The sequence below is a fragment of the Bradyrhizobium canariense genome (genome assembly GCF_019402665.1).
Lineage (GTDB): Bacteria > Pseudomonadota > Alphaproteobacteria > Rhizobiales > Xanthobacteraceae > Bradyrhizobium > Bradyrhizobium canariense.
The window spans coordinates 1-23,156 of the sequence record NZ_VSST01000095.1 but is presented as its reverse complement, the minus strand read 5'-3'; the positions used below and the strand labels follow the sequence as shown (position 1 = coordinate 23,156).

Genomic DNA, 23,156 nt, shown 5'->3' with positions numbered 1-23,156 from the left:
ACCGGCTGGTTCCGCGCGGTTCACGTCAAGTCGGAGAGCGCACAGACGTTGCGGGCGCTGCTGGTCGGGCGCAAGGCTTTGCTCGGCAAGGTGCTGGACATGGAGAACATGATCCGCGGCCTGTTGCGCCCGTTCGGCCTCAAGGTTGGCGAGATCTCGGTCGGCCGTTTTGAGGCGCGGGTGCGCGATCTCCTGGCCGGGAAGAAGGAATTGGAAGCGATCGTCGTGCCGCTGCTGGACGCCCGCAACGCCATGCGGCTGCAGTTGGCAAAACTGCACCGCCTGGTGCTGGCGGCCGCACGCGGTGACGAGGTGGTGCGGCGGATGATGACGGTGCCGGGCGTCGGCGCGCTGGTGGCGCTGACATTCCGCGCCACCGTCGACGATCCGTCGCGATTCAAAAAGTCGACCAATGTCGGCGCCCATTTCGGACTGACGCCGCGGCGCTATCAATCCGGCCAGACCGACCGGATCGGCAGCATCTCCAAATGCGGCGACGAGCTGACGCGGGCGATGCTGTACGAGGCTGCGATCGCAATCCTGACGCGCATTCCGAAGACCTTCAAGCTGCGGCTCTGGGGCCTGCGGCTGGCCAGGAAGAAGGGTCTGAAGCGCGCGGCAACCGCGGTGGCGCGGGCGCTCGCCGTGCTGCTGCACAAGATCTGGATCGATGGCACCACCTTCCGGTTTGGCGCCGGCGGCAAGCGCGGCCGGGTCGCTGCGGCGGTGTAAGGGCCTCCGCGACCCGGCCGCTTCCACGCGCGCCTTTTCCTTCCGCCACGGCGGAGCGGCGTCTCCCGAGGAGACGGGGATCTGGGTGAGATCGCAACTTTTCTTGCCGGCGGCTTCATGACGAGGTTTGAAGCCATCAAGCACGGCGCTGGTTAGCCTGACCGCCCTTTCCTCAGATTCCGGCTTGTGGTGGCCATCGTGCCAACCACGGATGTTAGCGAGTTCTCCTCGACGAGCGAGTGGCTGCAAAAGGACGTGACGCGCGCCTGGCAATGATGTCGACGCCAGCGATCGCGAAGATTTGCGCGCGATCGCGTTCGCGCGCGCAGATTGGAGAACAGATTCGCATTGCAGAAGAGTTTTGCGCGTGAGAGAGTGAGTGCATGAGGCATGCTCGCTGCACGCGCCGCCGACTTGTTCACAACGTACTGATTCACAACAAGAAGTTAGTGTCAGTATGTTAGTAAAGTTACGGGAGCAGGAAGTCTTGGCACCGCAGAGCCTTAGCTCTGATTCCGGTCCTCGATAGCACGAGCATCGCGTCCCCGATGGCACGAGGGTTCTGGTCCCTGATAGCACGAGCGAATTCACAGCTTATCCCCAGCAGGAAGGACGAGGCCACGCTTGCGCAGTCGCTTGCTCAACGGGCCGATTGGGACTGGTGCGAAATTCAATCGCTCTTCGCCATTCGGATCACGCGTGATGATGAACCGATAGCCCGGCAATGTCTGACGACGGACGATCTGACGCAGGTCGTAGGCAAAGTGTTTAAGCAGCGACAGGCTCCCGGACTTCGCATGCAAGTGCACGAGATCGAAGCTCCAACCGCCATGCTGACGGCCGCCGTGCTTGCGGACGAGCCGATAGAGCCAGCGCTCCAATCCACCGGTCAGGCCGAAATAGGCGCGGTCAATCGTCAGCACGAGCGCTTCATCGAGAACGCCGGTGTAGAACCAATCGGGCAGGATCAGCTCGATTCCACGGGCATGCCCGTGCAGATCGGCTGTCTCTTTCCATTCGTTGATCCAGGAGAAGCGATGCCGCCGCCCTTCGCTCGGCTGCCGGATCGATGTCATCACAGTGGTCGATTGCAGCCGGTCGAGCGCAGCCTTCAGGCGGTCATAGTCGCGCACGCTGGTGCCGCGGCCGACGAAGGTCAGGATCTCGTAAGGGGTCGCTGCCATCAGCCGGGACGTTTTCAGGCCGGCATCACGGGCTCCGACAATCTGCGAGGCAGCCCAGATCAGAACGTCCGCGTCCCAGATCGTCGCCATGCCATGTTCCGGCACGGCTTCGACACGAATGGTGATGGGGCCTGCGCGGAAATCGATGGGAACAATCCGCTTCGACTTTGCCAACGAAAAGAACGGATACGCCATCAGGTCTTGTGCGTCCCGTGGCGCCAGATCGCCAGGAAGCGCACGAAACAGATCGAGTTGGTCGCGCTCTGATCGCCGTCTCCTGCTTGCAGTGGAGTTGCTGTCCGGCATGGGTCAGCGCCGCTCCTTGCCGACATACGGAACGGGTGTGTGCCGTTTCGCGGGCAGGACCGTGCCTGTGCCGGGATCGCTGGTGGACGTTTTGGCGCCGCGGTCAACCCACGCCTTCAGGTCCTCGAGGGCATACACAACGCGACCGCCGAGCTTGCGGTAGGTCGGGCCTGTCCCATAGGTGCGGTGCTTTTCTAGGGTTCGACCGGAGAGGCCGAGAAAGCGCGCCGCTTCGGGCGTGCGCAGGTATCGCGGCGGCAGGCCGGCGTTCGGATCGGGCATTTGCGAGGCTCCGTGGTCGTCTGGAGCGCGGCCGGCTCGGGCCGCGCGTCGACGGCCACGATGGAGCAGTAGGAGTGCTTAGGGGGATGCCGAAGATGGAGCGACCATTTTCGGCATCCCTGCTCTACTCCTTGCGAGATGAGGGACGTAGCAATGCGCGATAGCCGCCGCGCATCAGAGCCAAGCCAGCCTGCACCAGGCGGATGGTCCGGCTGCGCAATTCGTGGGTTTTCCAGGCGCGCTCAGGGATGCGTTTTCGGCCGAACAGCGCCTCGGCAATGACGCGATAGGAAGCACCTTCCATGCGTCCATCGAGCGCTCGCAGCACCAAGACGAGTCGTTCGCGCCGCTGCGCGGAAAGCTGATGAAGGGGAGGTCCCGGCCGGCGGCCCTTGATTGCGCGCCACAGCCGATGTGAGGCATGGGCGCGGATCTCAAAGTCCGCATCGAGCGGTAGTTCGGCAGCATAAGTGACACCAAACTGCGGCGCCTCTTTCAGCCAGAGATGGTGTTGTGCCCCTTGGATGCGCAATACGGCATGCCAGCCGTCAGATGCCTGTCTGATGGTGCCCGATGAAAGGTCGGTAAGCCGTAGCCTCGCCCCGACCGCTTTTGAGCCGGACGTGCTGCGAACGAGCGGCACCACCATCGGCAACGCCTCAGGTGCCCAGAAGATTGTCTGCTGGTAAAAGGACCCCTGAGGGTCATGAGCGAAAGCAGACGCCCCATCTCCTTCGGAATTCGGAGGTCATCTGCGATCGATTTTCACGATACGAGGCTCGATAGTTGGGGCTCCGCCGCAGTGACTCCCAGGCGAAATCCGCCATCTCGCCCGACTTGATAGCGTGCTGATACGCCTCCGGTGAGCGCCAGTCGAACTCGGACATTGCTGATCCCCTGCGGTAAGTCGATTGCGGCGCAATGTTTATGAAGCTTGGGATTGTCGGGGAAGTCACCAATTATGCATTGCGTGATGCCTGCAGGCGATCACGCGTCAGCGGGGAAATCTGTTCTCGAGCGCGAATTCTTCATGACAGATTTTGCTATTTAAGCGCGCCGCCGCGAAGCAAGTCGCGGTAGCCGTGGTCTGCCATCCATTTTGCTCGCGCCAAATGACTATCAAACGCATAGCGGGCGCGAGCCGGTTCGCGATCCGGATCGATGTGCAACACGATCCGAGCCACTTCTTTCCAATCGGCGCCGTCAGTCTCGGCATCAAGAAGTCGCCAATACGTTACCAGATGCTGCTCGTCATAGGTCGTCAGCACCGGCTCATGCGGCGCGACATCCGCGACATCGGGATCTAACGGTGGGTTCGTCATGTAGGCTTATGCGCGCACTTCGCCAATCTGGATTGTAAGCGAAACTTACCAAAATAGTTCGGTTATAGCCAGTGGTTTGATGGTCTGCCTAATGGCTGTTTGAGCGCATGAAAGCTCGTGCGCTCGTGGCCTGGAATGTGCGCCGGATCCGCGTGGATCGCGGTATTCCGCAAGAGCAACTGGCCTACGACGCCGGGATTGACCGTTCATACATGAGCGGCCTTGAGCGGCAATCTGAGAATCCGACAATTGATCTTCTCGACCGACTCGCCGAGACGCTGGGTGTTCATTTATCTGAGTTCTTTGTTCAGCCACCCAAGGGAGCGGCGACACCCAAGACATTGCCTAAGGGTCGCAAGTCAGCGCGTCTACGTTCCAAGAAGCAATAACTTTGGGCGAGTTCAAGCCGCGTGGACAAGCGCCACGTAAGTGCGTGTCTTAAACTCGAAAATCAACTGACCAAGCCGGTCAAGCTGCAGCTTTGCTCAGTCGGCGTTTCTCTAAGAGAGAGCCCCGCCCGAGGTCGTCGGGCGGGGCGATAATGAGCCTTACTCGCCGTTCTTGCGCGGCCGCGACCAGAGCAGGGTGTAGCCCTCGCCGCCCTCGTCATCGAACAGGTTCGCGTAGATCGGCGCGTTGAACGAGGGGTCGTCGAGCTTGAGCGAGAGGTAATCGCGGCCCTCTTCGGAGCGCTTCGACCAAGCTGCGCCGATCTCCGCCCGGCCCACGTAGATGCGGTGGCTGGGAGCGTTGTCGTTTGAGCGGTTGGTCTCGGCGACGATACGGACGCCCTTGGCTTGCAGGCTCAGGGTGACGATCTCGCCCTGGAAATCGTTGCCGACCTTCTTGAAGGAACCGATGTTAGCCATGTCACTTCTCCTGTTGTGTTTCGAGCCCGCGACCACCGCGGCCTCGATGGCGATCTGCAGGCCGAGAACGATCGGCGACGCACCCGCGTGGGCCGAAGCGCAGCGGAGGACGCCGTTGTGGCGACTTTCTTGTCTCGCGAGGAATGGGCGAAGCCCAGGGGAAGAAAGTCGCATCAAGGGCGTTGCGGCTCAGACGATCGAGGCGAAGCCGGTCTTCGGCCAGATCAAGCCATCAAAGAGGCCACGTGGTCCGCGTGCTGAACCGCAATCTCGGGAGAAGACTTGGCGAATCTCGGTTGAGTTGCACAAGAGGTTGTTACGGTTCAGCGCAGAAAGAGAAACAATCTGCCGCAAAGGGCGGTATCATCGCGGAAGGAACGATCGAGCGCAGCGCGCCGACCCACAGCAGCTATGTGGATCAGACAGAGATCGCTAGGGCATCCTTAAAGCGCTCCGAGGAGAAGTGCGGCTGCCTCTCGCTCAAGCTTGACGCCCCCTCGATCAACGTGAGGCACCGTGCGGTCTTGCTCGATCGATGACGGTGAGGAAGCCTCACCGCTCGTGCGCGGCGGCTGTGAGAGCTGGTTGAGGCATATTCTCCACCACCCCGCCGACTCCAACGGGCGGGTCTCCACGAAAACGGTCAAACGCGTCCATGCCGTGCCGCCGATGCAAACCGCACCTAGGCAAGCGAGGGCTCGCGCCAAGCCAGCGAAGGCACCCAGATCTGCGACAGCGCAAACACCACATGATAGCCAGCGATTGCCGCAGGCACGGCGAAGGCAGTTGCGAGGTCAAAGACCGACTAGCGGCGACGGCGACCTGACCAGCGCCAAGCGTCAGCGCGCCAGAACCAATTCCGATAAGCAGTGCGCTGAAGACGCCCGAGCCATCCCGAAATGTCAACATCGCGACACTGAGTGCGACGAAAAACGGGAAAGCGTACACCGCGAGCGCAAAGATCGCCCAGTAAAACAAACCGACACCGAGTGTGTTGAGAACAAGCCCAATGGCGAGCATGGTAGTGGCTCCATGTGCATGGATTTATCAATCGCGCCTTCCACCACCACCACGGCGCAGTTTTGGATTTAAAAACGAAACGAGGCGGAGTTGCGGCATGCAACTCCACCTCGGCGTCCTCGAGGCGACGGCGCTCATGCGCCGCCGAACTTCCAGACTGGAATGCCGAGCCGTTTCGCCTTGTCGGCGAGATTGTCCTGAATTCCCGTGCCCGGGAAATGCATGACGCCGATCGGCAGAAGCTCGAGCAGTGCATCGTTGCGCTTGAACGGCGCCGCCTTGGCGTGCTTCGTCCAATCGGGCTTGAAGGCGATCTGTGGCACCTTGCGATTGGTCGCCCATTTCGCAGCGATCAGTTCAGCGCCTTTCGGGGAGCCGCCATGGAGGAGGACCAGGTCGGGATGCTTGGCATGAACCTTGTCCAGCCGATCCCAGATCAGACGATGGTCGTTAAAATCGAGCCCGCCAGTGAGTGCGATCTTCGGCCCCGGCGGCAACATGACCTCAGTCTCGGCGCGGCGTTTTGCTGAGATGAAGTCACGGGAGTCGATCATTGCCGCGGTGAGCGTTCGGTGATTGACCAATGATCCCGACCGAGGACGCCAGGCCGAGCCGGAGTGGACCTCAAATCGTTCGATGGCCTGATCCCGGAAGAGCTCCAGGCAATTGCGGCGCTCGATCAGTGAGATGCCTTCGGCCGTCAGGCGCTCGAGTTCGACCGATCGCACTTCCGAGCCGTTCTGCTCGCGCTGGCTCTTATGCTGCGCTTGTTCATTGTCATCGAGTTGGCGTTCGACGCGGTCGACGGCACGATGGAAGAGGTTGACGGTCGACCAAAGCAGGTCGTCAAGGTCCGGTTCAATCCGCGTGTCGTTCAAGGTGGCAACCAGGGCGTCAAAAATATCGGCGACAGCGCCGGTGATGATCTTGCCTTCCGGTAGCGGTCTCGGATCGGGCTGGTCGTCGAAGGGACGGTAGCCGAACAGCTGCATTTCGGTCAGGACGTGGTCAATCGGGGAAGAGGCATGCGGCGAATCGATGTCATGGTCGGTCATGAGAAGAGGTCCTCTGCCGGATCGGCCGCGACCATCGCGGCCTTCGTGGCGATCCTCTGACGGCAGGCGGAACGGGCCAGAACCCGAAGGGCCGAAGCGACAGCGAAGGATGGCGGAGACCGGCTATTTTGCTTCGCGATGCAAAGCGCGCCTCTCGGATTGCTCATGTGGCTTCCCATCGCCGGCGCGCTGCGGAAAATAGCCGGACGCAGCCATTGTCGGCGCGTGCCGCTTGCCGTCCGATCGCCCTCTAGAAGGCCGAGGTCGCGCTCTCTTCCGGTATTGGCCTCGCTTATGACCGGCCTATCAACGTCGATGGAAGAGCGGGAGCTATTGCGCGGCCGCCCTAGACGAATGCAGGAAGCGAACGACGTCCTCTGGCGCAAGCTGAAACCGTAGGGCTGCTTGGAGGGCCTCGGGACCGAAGATATGCAGATCTTCGTTGAAGTCGCCCAGCCGCGGCGATAGCGGGATCGCTTCAATGCCGGCGTCTTCTGCGCGATGGGTGAGAATAGCCTGCACCGTATCGCCGGCGGCATCAGAGTCGCGGGCGATATAGAGCCGGCGCAGGCTCGAGGGCAGCAACATTGCCGAAAGGTGATTAGCCGAAAGCGCAGCCGCCATCGGCATCGTCGGTAGCACGTCCCGCAACGAAAGCATGGTCTCGATACCCTCGCCGGCAGCGAGCACGTCATCCACCACGCCCAATCGAACGGCATTGCCGAGCAGGTCGCCCATGGCGCGTCGTGGCGTATCGATCGGGGCCTTGCCTAGCCGAACGCGATCGAAGCCATCCGGATCGAGCCAGGTCCGGTGCACGCCAGTGATCCGACCATGGAGGTCCGTGACGCGGGCGATCATCGCCGGCCAGGTTTCGGTCGGCAAATCGTCGTCTGGCCGATAGTAGCAACGTGGGTGGAAGCGCAGGCTGCCACCATGGTGGATGCGGGTTATACCGCGGCGCCGCAAATATGCCTCGGCTATGGTCCCCTCGATCGGGCAGGATATCGCAAAGAGCCGACGGGCGGCTTGCCGCGATCCGGGCGGTGCGACTGAGGGAACAGGTCTCGGTGCGGGTTGCTGCTCAGAACGAGGGAGCTTGAGAAAGCGCCTCGCCTCCTCGGCGACGCGACGAAAGTCTCGCAAGCCCAGACTTTCGCGAATGATGTCGAGGAGATCGCCATGTTCGCCGGTTGCGGCATCGGTTCATTTGCCCGCCGGCCCCTTCGGCGAGTCTTGGAGCCGCACAAATAGCGAGCGGCCCGGCGTATTGTGCACGTCGCCAACAACCCAATAACGTCCCGCCCGCTTACCATTGGAGAGATAGTGTCGGCACACCGCCTCCGCCTCCCGCGCGAGGCGGCGTGCCAGCTCAGAGACACCGCGGGACATCACGCGGCCTCCCGCTCGCTGATGCGCGCGACGGGATACTGGTCGAGCACCTTCGACAGGATTTCGACGCCGCTTGCGTCCGTCGGCACGAACATGCGCAGCTTCCAGGAGATGATCTCGCTAAAGAGGCCGTAGGCTCGCAAGCGATCCCGCATCGTATCATTGAAGCCCGACAATTCGATGCGGTGCGCACCCATTACCCGGGCGCGGCGAAGCTGGAGCCCCTCCGCAAGCTCCAGGACGGTCCGCCCCTCTATGAGCGCGGCAAAGGCAACGTCCGGCGTCAACACCGGCGCGTCCGCCGCAAGGATATTCGCGACCCAGGTCGCCGAAGCCTTGCGGCCGATGATCCGCTCGCCCGCGTCGGTCTGCAGCCGATAGACGCGGGTCGACTCATTCGGCAGCCGCTTCCAAATCGGCAGCAGCAAGCCGGTCATGACATGCATGGTGCTTTCCTTGAACTCTGGGATCTCGGCTAGCCCCGCAAGCCAAGCCGCGGCGAAGCGTTCGCGGTCACCTTCGACCCAATGGCCTTCTGCCATCATGCTGAGGGAGATGCCGTGCTGCTCCATCGGCCGGATCAGGCGGACGCGCCGTTCGATCTCGCCGTCGTCAAGCATGAAGCTCGGGGCTGGGACTTGCACCGCCGCTCGTCCCGAGCAATCATTGATCAGTCGGACGGCGCTACGATCGGAAAGACGACCAAGAGCATCATCCAAGCTCAGTGGATGATTACGCTGGCGCTGCGTGATCGCGAGAAGCCGGGTTTCGGCACCGGTGCCGGGATGAACGTAAATCGTGCGCCGGTCGGTGACGACAAGGCTTTCGGCGCGGAGCGTTTCCAGGCCGATGTCATAGTTGCCCGAGGCGACCGCGCCCTCGATCCGAGCCGTCAATAGCTGCTCGAAGACGGTGAACAGGATATTCTGAAGATCGATCGTGAGCGCCAGCAGCCTGTTCAGGAAAGTCGTGATCGGCGGTAGGTCATCCCTGAGCCCGTTGGCATCGGTCAGCTTCAGGCCGGTGGCATCCTCGAACCTCCCGAGCGAACAGTCGTCGACCTTGCCGCGCGCCAGTAGCGCATAGAGCTGACGCAATGCGTCACGCCCGTACTGGCTTTCCAGATTGTCCTCGGGCCGGAACAGGCCCTGCCCTCCGGTCTGGCGCTGGCCGCGCGTGATGGCGCCCAATGTGTCGAGCCGGCGGGCAATGGTACTCAAGAAGCGCTTTTCAGTCTTTACATCGGTCGCGATGGGGCGAAACAGCGGCGGCTGCGCCTGGTTGGTCCGGTTGGTGCGGCCAAGGCCCTGGATCGCGGCGTCGGCCTTCCAGCCGGGCTCGAGCAGATAGTGGACCCGCAAGCGGCGATTCCGCGCCGACAGCTCGGCATGGTAGCTCCTCCCGGTGCCGCCCGCGTCGGAGAACACGAGGATCCGTTTGAGGTCGTCCATGAAGGCCGAGGTCTCGGCGAGGTTAGCCGAACCCGGACGGTTCTCGACGACCAGCCGGTCGCCCTTGCGAACGATGCGGCGGGAGCGGCCGGTCACTTCGGCGACCATGTCGCTGCCGAAACGCTGGATGGCCTGATCCAGCGCTCCAGGTACCGGCGGCAGCGAGGCAAGCTTCTCGATGAGGCGATCGCGGCGGGCGACCGCGTCCCGGCTTTCGACACGCTGTCCGTCACGGTAGACAGGCCGCGAACAGAGATTGCCTTCCTGGTCGGTGAAGGGCTCGTAGAGCTGGACCGGGAAGGAATGGGCGAGATAGTCGAGAACATACTCGCGCGGGGTGATGTCGACCTGGACGTCGCCCCAGTCCTCCGTTGGGATATCGGCGAGCCGGCGCTCCATCAGCGCCTCGCCGGTCGAGACGATCTGGATGACGGCGGCATGGCCGGCGTCAAGATCTCGTTCGATCGAGTGGATTAGCGACGGCGTCTTCATCGACGTCAGGAGGTGGCCAAAAAAGCGCTGCTTGGCGCTTTCGAAGGCGGATCGCGCGGCCGATTTTGCCTGGCCATCCAACGTGCCGGTCTCGCCGGTGATGTTGGCGGCCCGCATCGCGGCATCGAGATTGTTATGGATGACGCTAAACGCGCCGGCGTAGGCGTCGTAGATGCGAACCTGCTCCGGCGTGAGCCGGTGCTCGATGAGCTCGTACGCGACGCCCTCGTAAGAGAGCGAGCGGGCCGCGTAGAGACCGAGCGCCTTGAGGTCTCGCGCCAGCACCTCCATCGCCGCGACGCCGCCCTCCTCGATCGCCTCGACGAACTCAGCGCGGGTAGCGAACGGGAAATCGGAGCCTCCCCACAGGCCCAACCGCTGGGCGTAGGCGCGATTGTGGACCGTCGTGGCACCGGTCGCGGAGACATAGACGACGCGGGCATTCGGCAACGCATGCTGGAGCCTGAGCCCCGCACGCCCCTGTTGGGAGGCCGCCTGGTCGCCGCGCTCGCCCCTCTGGCCTGCCGCTTTCTGCATCGCGTGGCTCTCGTCGAAGACGATCACTCCGTCGAAGTCGGAGCCCAACCATTCGACGATCTGCCGCACGCGCGAAAGCTTTTCGCCGCGCTCGTCGGTGCGCAGCGTGGCGTAGGTGGTAAATAGGACGCCTTCCGCGAGCCGGATCGGTGTGCCCTGCCGGAAACATGACAACGGCGTCACCAACAACCGCTCCATGCCGAGCGCGGACCAGTCGCGCTGCGCGTCTTCGGCACGGCGCCGCCCCTTGAACCAGTTATCGAGCAGGATGCCGGCGACCTGCCGCCCCTTGCCCGCGCCGGTGCCGTCGCCCAAAAACCAGCCGCGGCGAAAACGAACGGCATTTTCTGCATCATCGCGTGCAGCCGCCACAACATCAAAGGTCGCATCCACCGTCCAGGAGCCCGCAAGGAACTCGCGATGCGCTTCGCCGGCATAGACGACGCTCTCGAGCTGGGCGTCGGACAGGATGCCGTCCGCCACGAAGTCGGCAGGCAGAAGTGGCCGATAGGACGGCTTCGGCGGCGCGACCGAAAACCGTGAAGCGCTTGAGGAGCGGCACAGCTTGTGCCTCCTCGCCGGTCTCATGTGCGCGGCGCTTTTCGTCGGCCGGCACAAAGAGGTCGGCATAGACGACGGTGGTGCCGCGCTCGCCGCTGCGGACATGACCACCGAGCGACAGTGCCTGGCGGAAGGTAAGCCAGCTCTGCCCGGTAAATCCGTGTTCGGTCGCGGCACCCCATAGAATTAAAATGTTTATACCGCTGTATTGGCGGCCGGACGCCGCACTCTTCGGCAAGGCCAGTGGCCCGTTCGCAGCCGCGGTGCCCCAAGGCTGCACCCACGGCACTCGGCCAGCCTCCAACTCGGCGATGATCTTGTTGGTGATGTCGTCATAAAGGCTTGTCCGGTCCTCACCGGAGCGCGCCCGAGGATAACGTTTGGACATCGCGGGTCTCCGCGACGGGGGACTACGAGCCTCTCTCGCAGATGGCAACCCGTCACGGCAAACCCGGCCTACACTCTGACTCTCGCCCCTCCCCGAGAGAATGCGAAAGCTGCGACGCAGTCACCCTTCCATGGGATCTTCATGGGGATTACATTGAGCTACCCACGGCCGCAGGCCCGACCAGGCGTGCGCCAGGGCGCATCGCCTCCACGGAAATGGCACCCGGAGAGCGTGAGCATAGCGACCCAAAGGGGCACGCGGGTCCGAGTGCAGCGACTAGACCGGTTCAATAGCGGCACCCGGGAACGGGACAGTGATAGCGGTCGCCGGGGCGAGCCCCTTTTCCGAGTGCCCCCGGCGAGGAGCTCTGCGTCGCTTTGCGCGAGGGATCGACGCCGCACGGCCGAGACGCAAAGCGGCTCGGTTCATATGTGGACGGCCCCCGACTTGCAAGGATTGGCTCTGGCAGCATGCTCGGATCGCTTGCGCTCATATGTCCGGCCTTTTTTCGGTCTTGCGACCACCGGCCAAGATGGGCTTCGCGGACAGTGAGATCCAAACACGAGAGCGGCATTTGCTGCCGGTAAACCGAGCGGAGCATTTCACTGACCGGCTTGCGCCGAACGTACCACCTCTTCCTGTCCTGCAAGTTCCGCTCCCAGCATCAAACCCGACGGTCTGGCGCCAAGCTCTGCATTTCGTTCAAGTCTATGTCGGCATCGGCATGATGCTGCTTGCAGGTCGGTACTGCTCGCCGCTAACCATCAGTTTCCAGGCGATCCGCGCCAGCTTGTTCGCCAACGCTATGGCCACCAGCTTCGGTGGCTTGCGTGCGATCATGTCTTTCAGCCACGGCCAGGAGTAGCTCTCGCGTCGTCGTATATCTGCGATCACAGCTGTCGCGCCAGCCACCAAAACGGTTCGCAACATGCCGTCCCCGGCACGGGTGATCACGCCGACTTGAACCCGCGCGCATCCACGACCTTGATCGATAGCAACGTCGCACCGATCGGACCAACGCCCGGAATAGCCGCCAGTCGCCGGCTCATCTCGTTACTCCGGTGGAGTTGCATGAGCTTCTTATCGAGCTTGGCGATCTGGTCACCGATGCGCGCCAATTCTGTTGCCAAAGCTTCCACTAACTCCTTCGCCAAGTCGGGGACTGTCGCGTCAGCCCGAATGTCGATCAGCAGCTGCTGAAGCCTCGAAAGCCCCTTGGGCGCGGTAAAACCGAATTCCGCGGCTTAGCCGCGGATCGAATTGGCGAGCTGGGTCCGCCTACCAATGAACTGATTGCGTACGCGCGCGAGCATCTGTGCGCCCTGCTGTTCGGGGCTTTTGATAGGCACAAAATTCTTGCGCAATTTTGGCCGGCTTGCTGCCTCGCAAATCGCCTCCGCGTCCGCAGCGTCGGATTTCCCGCGCTGCACATACGGTTTGACATATTGCGGCGGGATCATCGCCACTTCATGCCCGAGCGATTGCAACTCCCGCGCCCAATAGTGCGATGCCCCGCAGGCCTCCAGAGCCACAAGCGCGGGCGGCAAATGCCTGAAGAATTCCAAAACCTGCCCGCGCCTCAATTTACGCCGTAAAACCGGCTGCTCGGTCCCATCAACGCCATGCAACTGAAATACACTCTTTGACGTATCCAAACCGATGCGAACAATCGTTTCCACAGGCGGCTCCTTCGTGTGAGGTCAGCGACGACCTAATCTTGCCACGCAGTGTGGCGGAAGGGGGCCGTCCACCCCAACACGAGAGCCCGATGCGGCGTCAGCCGCACGCGCGCACGCGGAAGAGACCGCTACTCGTAAGATCTAGATTTCCTCGCGTGCATTGGTCTGCGCGTCATAGATCCTGATCTGAAGCATAGGAAAACGCTTCTTCAGTTCTTCTCCGCCCGCCTTGGCACCATCTCTGGTCGCAAACTCGGCCTTGAGCCGACCGTCCACTTCAAGGGCGTAACCAGAGGCCGGTAATTCACGGGTGGCTGCAACCATTTTATTCCCATTATGCGGTAAGTCATCGGAATGCTGGATACCGTGAGTCGCCCGAACCACGCTAGCGTCATCTGCCTAAGCAGCGCGGACCGGCCATTGCACGTGATGGATTTCGATGAGACCCTCGACACCTGAACCTGGACGCGAAGCATGCCTTGCCTCTTTCAGCCGCCGCAGGCCGTTCGGCAGAGCCGGGTTGAAAAACTTCCTTCAAAATTTCAGCTGTTCAGCGGCCCCATATCCTCGTCCTAAGTCCATAGACCGGCAAGAGGACAGTGACGAGGCCGTGACTCAGGTCATCCCATAATGCCCCGCCTCCGCGGCAAAAAACGCCGGAAGCAGGAGGATTAGCGCGCCGAGTCGTCCTGTCAGCAGGTCCTGAGTGACTGGACGCGACTGGTCGGGGCAGAACCCAATGGACAAAAAATGTCCGCTCGCCGCAACCCGTGAGGGGCTTCCACAGCAATGGCATAGAGCACGATCGCGGACATCGGACTGCTCATTCCCGCCTCCAGGCGAATGAATAACAAAACAAGGCAACAGCAGGTTTTTAGTCTGGATCACCGCCACCATCGCCGCGGCAGACAAACTTTGGCGCTCCTCGAGCAGATGGCGGGACGCTTCACGCAAACCGAACTGAGGCCTCTAGGAATCCTTCCATGCGCCTGTCGCGTCAAGGCCTGGCTGGAAGAACCTGCCCACTCTGGCCAGCAACAGATGCTATGTGAGGCCGATAAGCCATTCGCCCCATCATTGCTGGCTTGCGTCCCGGTGCAACCGAGAGCGCGACCGTATACGAGCGGCATGTCAACCGGGCAGAAGCCCAAGACTTAAGCCGCGAGCCGGCGGATCCACTTCTATGATGATGATATCTCGATGACCCTTGCGGATCACGCATCAGCGAAATTGCTGTCCTTGTCGCTGGAATGCGTAGGTTGGATTCACCCCGCAATAGGCCAAGGTACCGGAGGCCGTGGCCATGCACTGGTCATAGGTCGAGAATTGGCAATTGCCCGGATATCCCCAGGTACGTCCCTGCGAGCAATAAACGTCCTGCCGAGCCGGTGGAATGTACGAATGCCCACGCGAAGCGGCCAGCGAAGGTGATCCAAAGCCGGCAAGGATCGGAAGTGCAAGCACACCAAGAGAGAGAAGGTTGCGCATCAGACTGTAGCCTCCGTCAGGTCTTCGATGAGACTCGAGATGTGATGTTTTTAGTTTTGGTCAATGCCACAAGCTTTTGGTGGACCGCTTGTCCGATGGCGTTCGAAAGAACTCTGATCGTCAGAGGCTCCGCGGTTTGAGCAGGATTCCAGCGGCTTCTTCAAAAGCAGCGCAGTATTCACGCGTCAGGGTAGCAAAAACCGTACTGAAATAATCAATCTGAGATTGCAATTTATCGGTTCGGGGTGCGCCATCTCTAGGTGCGGTTATCTCGAACGCTGAAATATCCCGGCCGTTAGAGCACGCATCAATCGAGATGAGCGACTCGAGCGGAGCTGGCGCTGCCTAGGAAGATTCAGCGACTTTGAGCTCTCCTAGGGCGTTGTGATCGGCCTGATCCGACGCAGCAGCGACTCGGCATGTTGCTCGCGCTCGCGCATGAATCGCTCTTGATGTACTTTGAAGCTCTCGACCCGCTTCCTGATCTCATCGCGCTCGCTGCCGCCATAGTCCGGAAAGCTGAGCTCATGCGGCTCAACCACCTTTCTCACCTCAGGCGTCGACCGCTCGATTTTCAGCGATTTGGTAAACTCCATCGTTTCAGCGAGCAGGGCCTCGAGTTCGCTCTTCCAATCATGCATTAACGCCCCCGTGTGGCACCCGCCACACGGGCGGGCCAATCCGTCATAACCAAGCTGCGACTATGAAAGATAGGCCGATCGCATCTAGGCCGGCCCATCCCTATCCGCTTAGCGCTGAAAAGGCCGCTGACAATCTCGCCGGCGGCCTTCCGGGTTGAAAATGCTATCGTGAATATATGTAGTCCAGCCCCGGTGCCGCGATAATAGGCTCGAAACGCGTGGTTTTCTAGCTCTACAGATTAGGAAGCTTAACCCATCTCGGCCTCATTCAGGTCGGCGACGATCGAGTATCTGTCGCCGCGATGCCTACAATTGCCGGTGCAGGCACAACGTCATTTCCAAGGAGAGATTTGAGTCGGCGTCCGTTAGCCGTGTTTCACACGGCGGACGCGCCTCGCTGTGCGGCTAATCGCGATGAGTGGAATCCGATCCTTCAGAATGGGTTGCTCAACTCAATCCGGGTCTGGGCAACTGCCTTTGGTCTCCGCATCCGGCAGACGACGTGGACGAGAGGAGCGAGCCTTGGCTGGAAATAGACGGGCATCTGACGGCATCACAGGCGCGGCGGGCCCTCGAACACCCGACTTCGCCGGCATCCGGCGCAATTTGGCGCATATAGGCCGCATCTCGACGCCGAACGTAAGGTAGGAATAAACGTAAAGGTCCGACCAGAGAGACTCGCCTCGACCTCAACTAAAGGTTTGCTGCAATCGACATGGAATTACTGGGAACACGTTGTAGGGGGCAGTCCAAGAATGTTTCTAGCTGGAAAAAACGCCGCCGTATCAGCTAAGCACAAGAACCGTTTTGCAACGTTCAAGCGACCTCTTTGGGAATGCCATATGAAGAAACTTCTGGTTTTCCTGCTTATCGCTCAATTTCTCTTTCTTTCGGGCGAGGTCTTAGCGCAGGGGCTTCCTGCTCCCTCATACTGGAAAAACGAACGGGGTTCGGAACTTTTTATTTGGTCGGCCAGCAGCGGGGCAATACAAGGAACATTCACAAATCATGCTCAGGGATTCGCCTGCCAGGGCATTCCATATCCTGCATCGGGAGCTGTTGGTCAAACGGCTTGTATTTTGTGGTTACGTTCGCCCAATGCAATTCCTTGACTCGCTGGGTCGCAAGACTCACCGGCTCTCAAATGGCTGCGTCATGGACGCTGTTCTACGTTGATACGCACGGCAAACCGAGCAAGTTGAAGGGCGCAGATATATTCAAGCGCGTATGGTAGCTCCCGTTGCAGAGTCGTGATCCAGGGTCCTAACATTGCACTCGCGAGTCGCTGGCCTGAGCCGCGTGAATGTCTTTCGCAAGCCTGGATATGCATGACATGAGGGCATGCAGCGCCTCGCGCTCATGCAACCGCGGATCATCCGAAGCGCCTCCGTTAGCGTCGGCCCCACCCTCGAGCAGACACCGCGCCGCTTTCCAGTTCGGCTTTCAGGCGTGCGCTCTCCAGCCGCTTCCTCAACGCTGCAAGGCGGCTCGACAGCCTTGTCAATTCCTCATTGCCGAGCTCACCGAAAACGATCTGATCCACTTCCTGCTGTTGCGCAGCGATGTTCGCGAGACGCTTACGAGCTTTGTCCGTCAGAGACAGCTGGACCACCCGAGCATCCCTGATACCGGGTTTACGCCGTATAAATCCGAGTTTCTCCAGCGCCTTGGAATGTAGCGTGATGAAGGATGGATCGACTTTCATCAGTTTTGCAAGGACGCCGGCCGGGGCCCCCCCATTCTTGCCTAAGTCTGTCAACGCCATCAATATCGCCAATTGTGTTCCAGTAATACCAAGTGCCTCGGCTCGGACGTGAAGAAAATCTTCCAGACAGACGTTGAGAGTTCTGATCTCCAGCGTTAATCGTCGCACCAGTTCCTGACTCTCAGCAGAGCCATTCCCGCCCTGAATCGCTTGCTTAGCCAAATGCGGTGCCGCCGAATGTTAGGACCATACTCAAAGCTCGTTCGCGCTGACAAGGCTGGAGAAAGGGACAATTGCCTGGCTGATCCTGTTCAAGCCTCACGCGCCCCCTTCCGACAGACGTGGTCCGAAGTAGGTGCCTGCGAGCGAGCCCCGCCCTACATGTCGGCGCTACTGCCAACGTACGGCTCTCACAATGACTGGCCAACATGTACGTTCAAAAAAGACCTTGATCGTCGTGTGTCACATGTCAGATACGCTCGGGCTACAGCTGCGGGAAGACCGGTTCTCGGATCCGGCGCCGGGCAAACATCTTTCTGAAGCGGCGCACCTCTGCTGCTCTACAACAACCGAACTTTGCACAGTCAATGCGGCGGAATTCATCGAAAACGATCCTCCGAACGCCGAATTCAAGCGTGATCGCGCCGTTTCATGTCGTGTGTGTGGCAGGGGAACACCAGGCCGATTTTCAGGCAAGCACGCGCCGACGGCTGGCCGGCAGGGCGTGAGATGTGACCTGCGCTCCTCAACAAGCACGCCGCGCAATACAGGCAGGTTTACTCAGTCCGCTCAAAAGAACGATCAACTATTGATGGATCAACCAATTCTGTTGATTCTGTCGTTCGGTGCACAATGTTCCCGGAAAGTACAATGGGGGCACAATGTTACGCGGCAATCAACGATTCATCTTGTTTTTTGATCTTGCCATGACACCTCATCCATCAGACACGCCGGCACTATCGTTGGCTGAGTTCATTCCTTACCTAAAGAAAAGGCAGGCGAGCGATCTTTGCTTCCAGGTGATTGAATACGAACGGCGCGTCATCAGGCTTTTGGCTCTGAAGGAGATCAAGCTCTCGAATGGCGCCCGGCGATCGCGCTGTTGTTTTGTCTTGGGGATCGAGACAAGGCCGATCCAGGTTTCACGAATTTCAAGACCGGAAAGGCCAGGATCCCAAAGCGCGCCGATGACGAGCCGGCGGCCTTTCCGTCCGTGCGGTGATCTCGCTGAAGCCTACCCAAAAAGGCGGTCATCTGTACCGCATGGTCTACGAGGATCTCTCGGGCTTTGGCCGTTCATTGATCCAAGGATTTTTGCGAGCAGAGTTCAAGACGATCTCTGACGATCAGGGGCTCACTTTCGAGCGGGAGGGCTCAAAAGAGCCCTTACCCACGGACAGCTTCCCTGATTTGCAGCCGATTGCCAAGCCCGTCCGGGCTAATTGTCAGAGCGAAGCATGCACAAGATTTCTGATCGGCCTGCAGGGGCACTGCAGTTGCAAATGCTTTGGACTGCCAGGCAGGCCGGCGCATAGCACAGCCCTTGAAGCGAAGAGATCGTGGCCGAGCTTAGGCCGGCGTTGAGGATCATCTGCGAACAGTCGGCAATGACCGAATCAAGTAGAATAAATCTGGTGTCAGCCAGAAAAGGGTTGATCGATTCAGTGAACTCTCGTCTTTAGGGCTGAGTCGCCTGCATAAGAGAACTGCCCCGAAGCTGTAACTTCGGACCGTTTTGATCGGGCCGGAGTGTGCAACCGCGTTGTCGTCGCACACCCTGAGGGTACCCCGAAACTGTTGTGGGCTCACCACAGACTGTTCGCGCCATCGTGTCAAAGACGGCAGCAGCCTAACGGCCGCGCCGTAGGTCGATAGGGGGTAGAGGCGCAACGGAAGTCGCGCACCTCCTAATCGATAGATGCATATGCCCCCCGCTGCAACGTTCTTCCGTTCTCAACGTGCCTAGCCTACTAAGTGCGAGCAGCATCTCGAACGAGTATGAAACATGATCGGCCACAATAAGACGCAGCACGGAACCTTCTCGTGGCTCCATCTGACCGACCTTCACGTGGGCATGAAGGACCAGGATTGGATGTGGCCGCGCCTAAAGGAGCTTTTCTACAACGATCTAACTCTCTTGCATCGAACCTCTGGCGACTGGAACGTCGTGGTTTTCTCCGGAGACCTGACACAACGTGGAAGCCCGGAGGAGTTCAATCGTCTGGATAGCATTGTCACGGATCTTTGGTCGCATTTCGAAAAGCTCGGCTTTAGACCCAAGTTGTTGGTCATCCCAGGCAACCATGATGTTAGCCGCCCAACGATGAGCTCGCAGTATAGGACTTTAAAGCGTTGGTGGGACGATGCGGAAGTGCAAGCTGAGTTTTTCGCGAGCACCGACAACGAGTACCGACAAGCAATCAGCGGGACCTTTGCACCTTATTCGGCATGGCTTGAACGCTTCACCCGCGCCAACGATTTTCTCTTGAGAGGAACCGATGGCATTCTCGCCGGCGATCAATCGATCATGCTCGATATTAATGGCGTCAAAGTTGGGTTTGTCGGACTTAATTCGACCTGGTTACAAATCGATGGTGCAGACTACCAGGGGGAACTCCATGTCGATGTTCGCCAGCTCCTAGCGGTGACAGGAGGAGATCCCGGTGCATGGACCAAGCAAAACGAACTCAATCTCCTAGTTTATCACCATCCAACTGACTGGTTGCATAGCAAAAGCCTTTTATCATGGAACAGCGAGATAGCTCCGCCAGGCCGATTTGACGTAGATTTATTTGGGCACATGCATGAGCCGTCGTCGGTATCAACCTCATTTGCTGGCTCACGCGCTCGCGTTCTTCTCCAAGGGGCCTCTACATGTGGTCTGAGATACATCGCTGGCAACCATTCGATTGAACGGATCCACGGCTATTGCCTCGTCAGCTATCAGAACTTGGAGCGCAAACGATCGTTGAAGGCGTGGCCACGAAGGCTGTACCCACTCCAGGATGGGAGCTCAAGGTTTAACCCAGACGTCTCGTTCCCTCTGGAACAAGACAATGCTTACGTCATCCCGCTTGCGGATTTGCATGCCGACAGCGATGCGATCCAGATAATTGCCGAAGACCCGTCTCTCGCGAGCATACCGCGCCAGCAACTAAAGGAGACCCTACAAGAAATCCTCTTCCATTTTCCACATCAATCGAGCCATGCAAATGTTCGTCGCGTCGAACAGCGACGTCTGGTCGAGGGCTTGGCGGAAGAGCAGGCATGCTGGATCGCATCTGAATGGGGGATGGGCAGCGACGGATTTCTCGCTGCTGCAATCAAACACCTCCCCTCTTCTCGTTTCCAGATCACGTATCGATTGGATCTTTCCGATTACGTCTCCCGGCTGGGGTTCTTCGATTCCATCGTTCGACAGCTCAACTGTACCTTTGAGCGGCTTTGTCAAATGCTCGCCGAGGTCGGCGAGTGCGGGCTGGTTTTAGATGACGTGCCCTCCGACCAAGAGCGCGTTGTTGAGATTGAAGGTATCGTATCGGTGCTGCTCGAATACTGCCCGCAGCTCAATATTGTTCTTCGTTCTCGAATAGGTCCAATCGGAGCTCGATTGCCTCACGTGCACTTGTCCGCCTTGGACAAGGCAGATCTCGCCGCATACATTTCAGATCATGAGCTTGGAGACGATGCTTACCTGTCAGCTGAGGCTGTCCATCGTCTCCATATGCATACTGATGGCGTTCCCGCGCGGGTAGATCGAGCTCTGAAAGAGCTCCAAGTAGTTTCCCTATCAGACCTGGTAAACTCCGATGCGGAAGTATCGAGAGATCTCGTTGCCGCGGAGATCCCTGAAACGTTAGCGTCAGTGATATTAAGACTGGCCTCCTCTGAGGATGAAAGCGCCTCACGAGCCTTTGGCTTGCTGAAAGTACTCTCGCTCTTTCCGCAGGGTGAAAGCCTTGCTAGAATCAAACACTTTTATTCCGCGAAGCCGTTCTTTCCTCCACATGCCACCGCTCTTAAGGATCAAGGGCTCCTAGAGAGCGTCACCGTGCAGCATCTAAATACTTCGGGAGAGGATTCGTCTCCACGAATTTTAATCGTGCCCCGACTGGTTCGCGAAGCGGTAAGACAGGCCCTCTCAGTAGACGATGCTTTCTTTCTTGATAGGAGAGCGGCCGAGTTGTACTTCGGCGCAGATTGGTCATCTGGCAGCTATCGGCCTCCGCCCGCTTATCGTTTCAACAATCCGCATTGCAACACGTCTGATCTTGCAAATGCAAACGTCATCATTATGCGGCTGTATCGAGAAAGCGTGACCGCTTCAGACGGCGAGATGACCGAGCGCGTTCTTGGCCTAATGGTCTCACATCTCACCGCACTCTTTAAAGGCGATCACTACCAAAGCATCGTCACTTTTTGCGAGGACGTGCTGGCGATTGTTAACCCTGATGACCACCAAGAAAAGGCAGCCCTGATCAAGCATACATATGCACGCGCGCTGAGAATGTGCGGCTATCACGAGAAATCGAAGCAAGTTATCGAAGAAATCCGAGATTTCGATTTTTCGTCTGATAAAAAGGAGAGCCTTCTATTGAACCTCGCGTTGGTCTACCAAGCAATGCGTGATCGAGAAGAAGCCGAGAAAGTTGCAAAGGAAATTTTGCGCCTGGATCGCAACTCATTTTCCGCCTTGCAGGCAAAGTCCATATTGCTCGAGTATCAAAGAGACGATCCCAAGCAAGAGGAGAAGCTAGCGCAACTGGAAGCGATTTGCCGTAAAAGAAACGCAATTGTCGTAGCGAACAACATCGCGCTTCACCGGGCTCAGAAGCAGCATGACCCGCTTCGAATTACAGAGATTCTGCGCCCAGTCTTGGCGTCGAAGGGAAACAAAGAAGACTATTACAACAAAGCTCGAGCCGTTATTGAGATGGCGGAGAACTCTTTGAGGCAAGGTGACCGCCTAACTCAACGGGAGCTAAGTAATCTCATCACCGTGTATCACTTTGTCTACAATGAGCGGTTTCCGAAGCTGTTGGACAGAGCTCATGACGTGCTCTGGGCGGCATTTCGCGAGAAGAATGACAAGGCAAATCTTCTCCTCCTTTTCCGACATAGCTCTCTCCACTGGCGCCTGCAGGGCCTCGACCAAACTGAAGCAACGTATCTGGAGAAATTAGCTGCGATCGTTGGAGATACCGTTTCGAAGCGAGTGGTCAGTCTTAGCAAAGAAGTGGCTTACTACTTGGTGCGGGTAAGCCACCTCTTGGTTGGCCGTGTCGCAGAAGAGCGCCAGTCTGACACCTTGTCGACCGGGCCGACTAGGACCAAATGAGGCTAGGACGCGGCAAGCGCAGTATCAAAGTCACCCTTAACGAACAGGTTGCGCTTGATCACGAGTGCCATCCGCTGCTCACCGAGGATGACGGTGCTAATCTGGCGCATCGATTTGCGGACGGCGTCAAGGAAGGCCCGACTGGCGTTCTCCATCAGATGCCAGCGGTCGGCGACTAGCACCGCGTGCGGCAGGGCTTTGGCTGCCGCTTCGCCATATCCGCCCCACGATCGCGGGCGACGATCGCGATCGTGGGATGCGCAGCGAGCCAGGCTCGGGCGGCCGCGGGCTCACGATCCGGCAGCGGGGTGACAACCCGACGCCTTTCTAGGTTGCAGATGATGCTGGGCGTATCGGTGATTGCGACGCCAGGCCCAATCATCGATCTCGATAACCTTGAGGCGGATCAGCCGGCGGACGGTGACGGCGTCGGACCACGCGCTTCACGACCCGCCCCGAAAGCGGCAGATCGGTCACACGGCGCCGATAGCGGCTGTGGACACATCGGGAAGCCGTCCCGCACGATGGACACCGGCCGACGCTTCCGGACGCCCAGACCGTGATGACGGCATCAACGCCCTCGTAGCACGCACTCTCTACAACAAACCCACGCAGCACCAGACCGGAGCGGTGGAGTGCTTGCTGCATGGCGCTGATTCTCCTCCAATCAAAACGCCAGACATCCCTCGAACTGCATCAAAAGTGATGGTGTGG

At 59.4% G+C, this 23,156-nt stretch carries 16 protein-coding genes and 5 pseudogenes; 5 read left to right on the top strand and 16 right to left on the bottom strand.

All coding sequences use genetic code 11. The annotated features are described in order from the left end of the window. The coding region (locus FXB41_RS38280; RefSeq protein ID WP_219685467.1) for an IS110 family RNA-guided transposase at positions 1 to 732 on the top strand (732 nt) is incomplete at its 5' end. A gap of 587 nt (positions 733 to 1,319) precedes the next feature. Here the strand turns inward: FXB41_RS38280 and FXB41_RS38275 are convergent. The 5 genes from FXB41_RS38275 to FXB41_RS38255 all read right to left on the bottom strand — a co-directional run bounded on the left by FXB41_RS38275 (position 1,320) and on the right by FXB41_RS38255 (position 3,826). Beyond that, positions 1,320 to 2,222, bottom strand: a complete 903-nt coding sequence (locus FXB41_RS38275) for a replication initiator protein A (protein WP_219685466.1) — start codon at positions 2,220 to 2,222, stop codon at positions 1,320 to 1,322. Between the two features lie 3 nt (positions 2,223 to 2,225). Continuing rightward, positions 2,226 to 2,504 (bottom strand): helix-turn-helix transcriptional regulator, encoded by a 279-nt coding sequence (locus FXB41_RS38270; RefSeq protein WP_219685465.1) that lies wholly within the window; start codon positions 2,502 to 2,504, stop codon positions 2,226 to 2,228. 124 nt (positions 2,505 to 2,628) lie between these two features. After that, on the bottom strand, positions 2,629 to 3,153 hold the full coding sequence (locus tag FXB41_RS38265; RefSeq protein ID WP_219685464.1) for a DUF2285 domain-containing protein: 525 nt from the start codon (positions 3,151 to 3,153) through the stop codon (positions 2,629 to 2,631). A gap of 55 nt (positions 3,154 to 3,208) precedes the next feature. Continuing rightward, positions 3,209 to 3,331, bottom strand: coding sequence for a transcriptional regulator domain-containing protein (locus FXB41_RS38260; RefSeq protein ID WP_246649538.1), 123 nt, complete (start codon positions 3,329 to 3,331; stop codon positions 3,209 to 3,211). 216 nt (positions 3,332 to 3,547) lie between these two features. Further along, a complete protein-coding gene (locus tag FXB41_RS38255) occupies positions 3,548 to 3,826 on the bottom strand; it encodes a DNA -binding domain-containing protein (RefSeq protein WP_219685463.1) in 279 nt (92 codons plus the stop codon). Positions 3,827 to 3,933: 107 nt separating this feature from the next. Between FXB41_RS38255 and FXB41_RS38250 the strand changes: the two genes are divergently transcribed. Beyond that, positions 3,934 to 4,215 (top strand): helix-turn-helix domain-containing protein, encoded by a 282-nt coding sequence (locus FXB41_RS38250; protein ID WP_219685462.1) that lies wholly within the window; start codon positions 3,934 to 3,936, stop codon positions 4,213 to 4,215. Positions 4,216 to 4,374: 159 nt separating this feature from the next. On the opposite strand, the gene FXB41_RS38245 is transcribed toward FXB41_RS38250, so the two are convergent. The 9 genes and pseudogenes from FXB41_RS38245 to FXB41_RS38205 all read right to left on the bottom strand — a co-directional run bounded on the left by FXB41_RS38245 (position 4,375) and on the right by FXB41_RS38205 (position 15,399). Continuing rightward, on the bottom strand, positions 4,375 to 4,695 hold the full coding sequence (locus tag FXB41_RS38245; protein WP_018454792.1) for a DUF736 domain-containing protein: 321 nt from the start codon (positions 4,693 to 4,695) through the stop codon (positions 4,375 to 4,377). A 1,154-nt stretch (positions 4,696 to 5,849) separates the two neighbouring features. Next, on the bottom strand, positions 5,850 to 6,770 hold the full coding sequence (locus FXB41_RS38240; RefSeq protein ID WP_219685461.1) for a DUF2493 domain-containing protein: 921 nt from the start codon (positions 6,768 to 6,770) through the stop codon (positions 5,850 to 5,852). Positions 6,771 to 7,100: 330 nt separating this feature from the next. After that, a pseudogene (locus tag FXB41_RS38235) lies at positions 7,101 to 8,162 on the bottom strand (DUF7146 domain-containing protein). Then, positions 8,162 to 11,191, bottom strand: a pseudogene (locus FXB41_RS38230) (strawberry notch family protein); the annotation flags it as partial. The pseudogenes FXB41_RS38235 and FXB41_RS38230, both read right to left, overlap by 1 nt. Continuing rightward, positions 11,166 to 11,591: pseudogene (locus FXB41_RS38225) on the bottom strand (ArdC-like ssDNA-binding domain-containing protein); the annotation flags it as partial. The pseudogenes FXB41_RS38230 and FXB41_RS38225, both read right to left, overlap by 26 nt. Before the next feature lie 708 nt (positions 11,592 to 12,299). Then, a pseudogene (locus FXB41_RS38220) lies at positions 12,300 to 13,270 on the bottom strand (IS110 family RNA-guided transposase). 141 nt (positions 13,271 to 13,411) lie between these two features. Further along, positions 13,412 to 13,594, bottom strand: coding sequence for a hypothetical protein (locus tag FXB41_RS38215; RefSeq protein ID WP_219685460.1), 183 nt, complete (start codon positions 13,592 to 13,594; stop codon positions 13,412 to 13,414). 897 nt (positions 13,595 to 14,491) lie between these two features. Further along, positions 14,492 to 14,758: a DUF3551 domain-containing protein gene (locus tag FXB41_RS38210; RefSeq protein ID WP_219685459.1), complete on the bottom strand. Its 267-nt coding sequence runs from the start codon at positions 14,756 to 14,758 to the stop codon at positions 14,492 to 14,494. 374 nt (positions 14,759 to 15,132) lie between these two features. After that, the gene (locus tag FXB41_RS38205) at positions 15,133 to 15,399 is read right to left on the bottom strand and encodes a hypothetical protein (RefSeq protein ID WP_219685458.1); all 267 of its coding nucleotides are present in this window, start codon (positions 15,397 to 15,399) and stop codon (positions 15,133 to 15,135) included. A gap of 842 nt (positions 15,400 to 16,241) precedes the next feature. On the opposite strand from FXB41_RS38205, the gene FXB41_RS38200 reads away from it, so the two are divergent. After that, positions 16,242 to 16,511, top strand: a complete 270-nt coding sequence (locus FXB41_RS38200; protein WP_246649537.1) for an avidin/streptavidin family protein — start codon at positions 16,242 to 16,244, stop codon at positions 16,509 to 16,511. A 278-nt stretch (positions 16,512 to 16,789) separates the two neighbouring features. Here the strand turns inward: FXB41_RS38200 and FXB41_RS38195 are convergent, their stop codons facing one another. Further along, the gene (locus FXB41_RS38195; RefSeq protein WP_219685457.1) at positions 16,790 to 17,326 is read right to left on the bottom strand and encodes a MarR family winged helix-turn-helix transcriptional regulator; all 537 of its coding nucleotides are present in this window, start codon (positions 17,324 to 17,326) and stop codon (positions 16,790 to 16,792) included. Between the two features lie 244 nt (positions 17,327 to 17,570). On the opposite strand from FXB41_RS38195, the gene FXB41_RS38190 reads away from it, so the two are divergent. Both FXB41_RS38190 and FXB41_RS38185 read left to right on the top strand, forming a co-directional pair. Next, the gene (locus tag FXB41_RS38190; RefSeq protein ID WP_219685456.1) at positions 17,571 to 18,023 is read left to right on the top strand and encodes a hypothetical protein; all 453 of its coding nucleotides are present in this window, start codon (positions 17,571 to 17,573) and stop codon (positions 18,021 to 18,023) included. 1,086 nt (positions 18,024 to 19,109) lie between these two features. Beyond that, complete coding sequence (locus FXB41_RS38185) at positions 19,110 to 22,442, top strand: metallophosphoesterase (RefSeq protein ID WP_219685455.1); 3,333 nt, start codon at positions 19,110 to 19,112, stop codon at positions 22,440 to 22,442. An 86-nt stretch (positions 22,443 to 22,528) separates the two neighbouring features. Here the strand turns inward: FXB41_RS38185 and FXB41_RS42210 are convergent. After that, positions 22,529 to 23,090, bottom strand: a pseudogene (locus FXB41_RS42210) (transposase); the annotation flags it as partial. Positions 23,091 to 23,156 lie beyond the last annotated feature (66 nt).

Bases quoted from the DNA above. Each gene is read 5' to 3' on its own strand.
- FXB41_RS38275 (WP_219685466.1), bottom strand. From the start codon at position 2,222: ATGCCGGACAGCAACTCCACTGCAAGCAGGAGACGGCGATCAGAGCGC.
- FXB41_RS38270 (WP_219685465.1), bottom strand. From the start codon at position 2,504: ATGCCCGATCCGAACGCCGGCCTGCCGCCGCGATACCTGCGCACGCCC.
- FXB41_RS38265 (WP_219685464.1), bottom strand. From the start codon at position 3,153: ATGGTGGTGCCGCTCGTTCGCAGCACGTCCGGCTCAAAAGCGGTCGGG.
- FXB41_RS38260 (WP_246649538.1), bottom strand. From the start codon at position 3,331: ATGGCGGATTTCGCCTGGGAGTCACTGCGGCGGAGCCCCAACTATCGA.
- FXB41_RS38255 (WP_219685463.1), bottom strand. From the start codon at position 3,826: ATGACGAACCCACCGTTAGATCCCGATGTCGCGGATGTCGCGCCGCAT.
- FXB41_RS38250 (WP_219685462.1), top strand. From the start codon at position 3,934: ATGAAAGCTCGTGCGCTCGTGGCCTGGAATGTGCGCCGGATCCGCGTG.
- FXB41_RS38245 (WP_018454792.1), bottom strand. From the start codon at position 4,695: ATGGCTAACATCGGTTCCTTCAAGAAGGTCGGCAACGATTTCCAGGGC.
- FXB41_RS38240 (WP_219685461.1), bottom strand. From the start codon at position 6,770: ATGACCGACCATGACATCGATTCGCCGCATGCCTCTTCCCCGATTGAC.
- FXB41_RS38215 (WP_219685460.1), bottom strand. From the start codon at position 13,594: ATGGTTGCAGCCACCCGTGAATTACCGGCCTCTGGTTACGCCCTTGAA.
- FXB41_RS38210 (WP_219685459.1), bottom strand. From the start codon at position 14,758: ATGCGCAACCTTCTCTCTCTTGGTGTGCTTGCACTTCCGATCCTTGCC.
- FXB41_RS38205 (WP_219685458.1), bottom strand. From the start codon at position 15,399: ATGCATGATTGGAAGAGCGAACTCGAGGCCCTGCTCGCTGAAACGATG.
- FXB41_RS38200 (WP_246649537.1), top strand. From the start codon at position 16,242: ATGAAGAAACTTCTGGTTTTCCTGCTTATCGCTCAATTTCTCTTTCTT.
- FXB41_RS38190 (WP_219685456.1), top strand. From the start codon at position 17,571: ATGTCAGATACGCTCGGGCTACAGCTGCGGGAAGACCGGTTCTCGGAT.
- FXB41_RS38185 (WP_219685455.1), top strand. From the start codon at position 19,110: ATGATCGGCCACAATAAGACGCAGCACGGAACCTTCTCGTGGCTCCAT.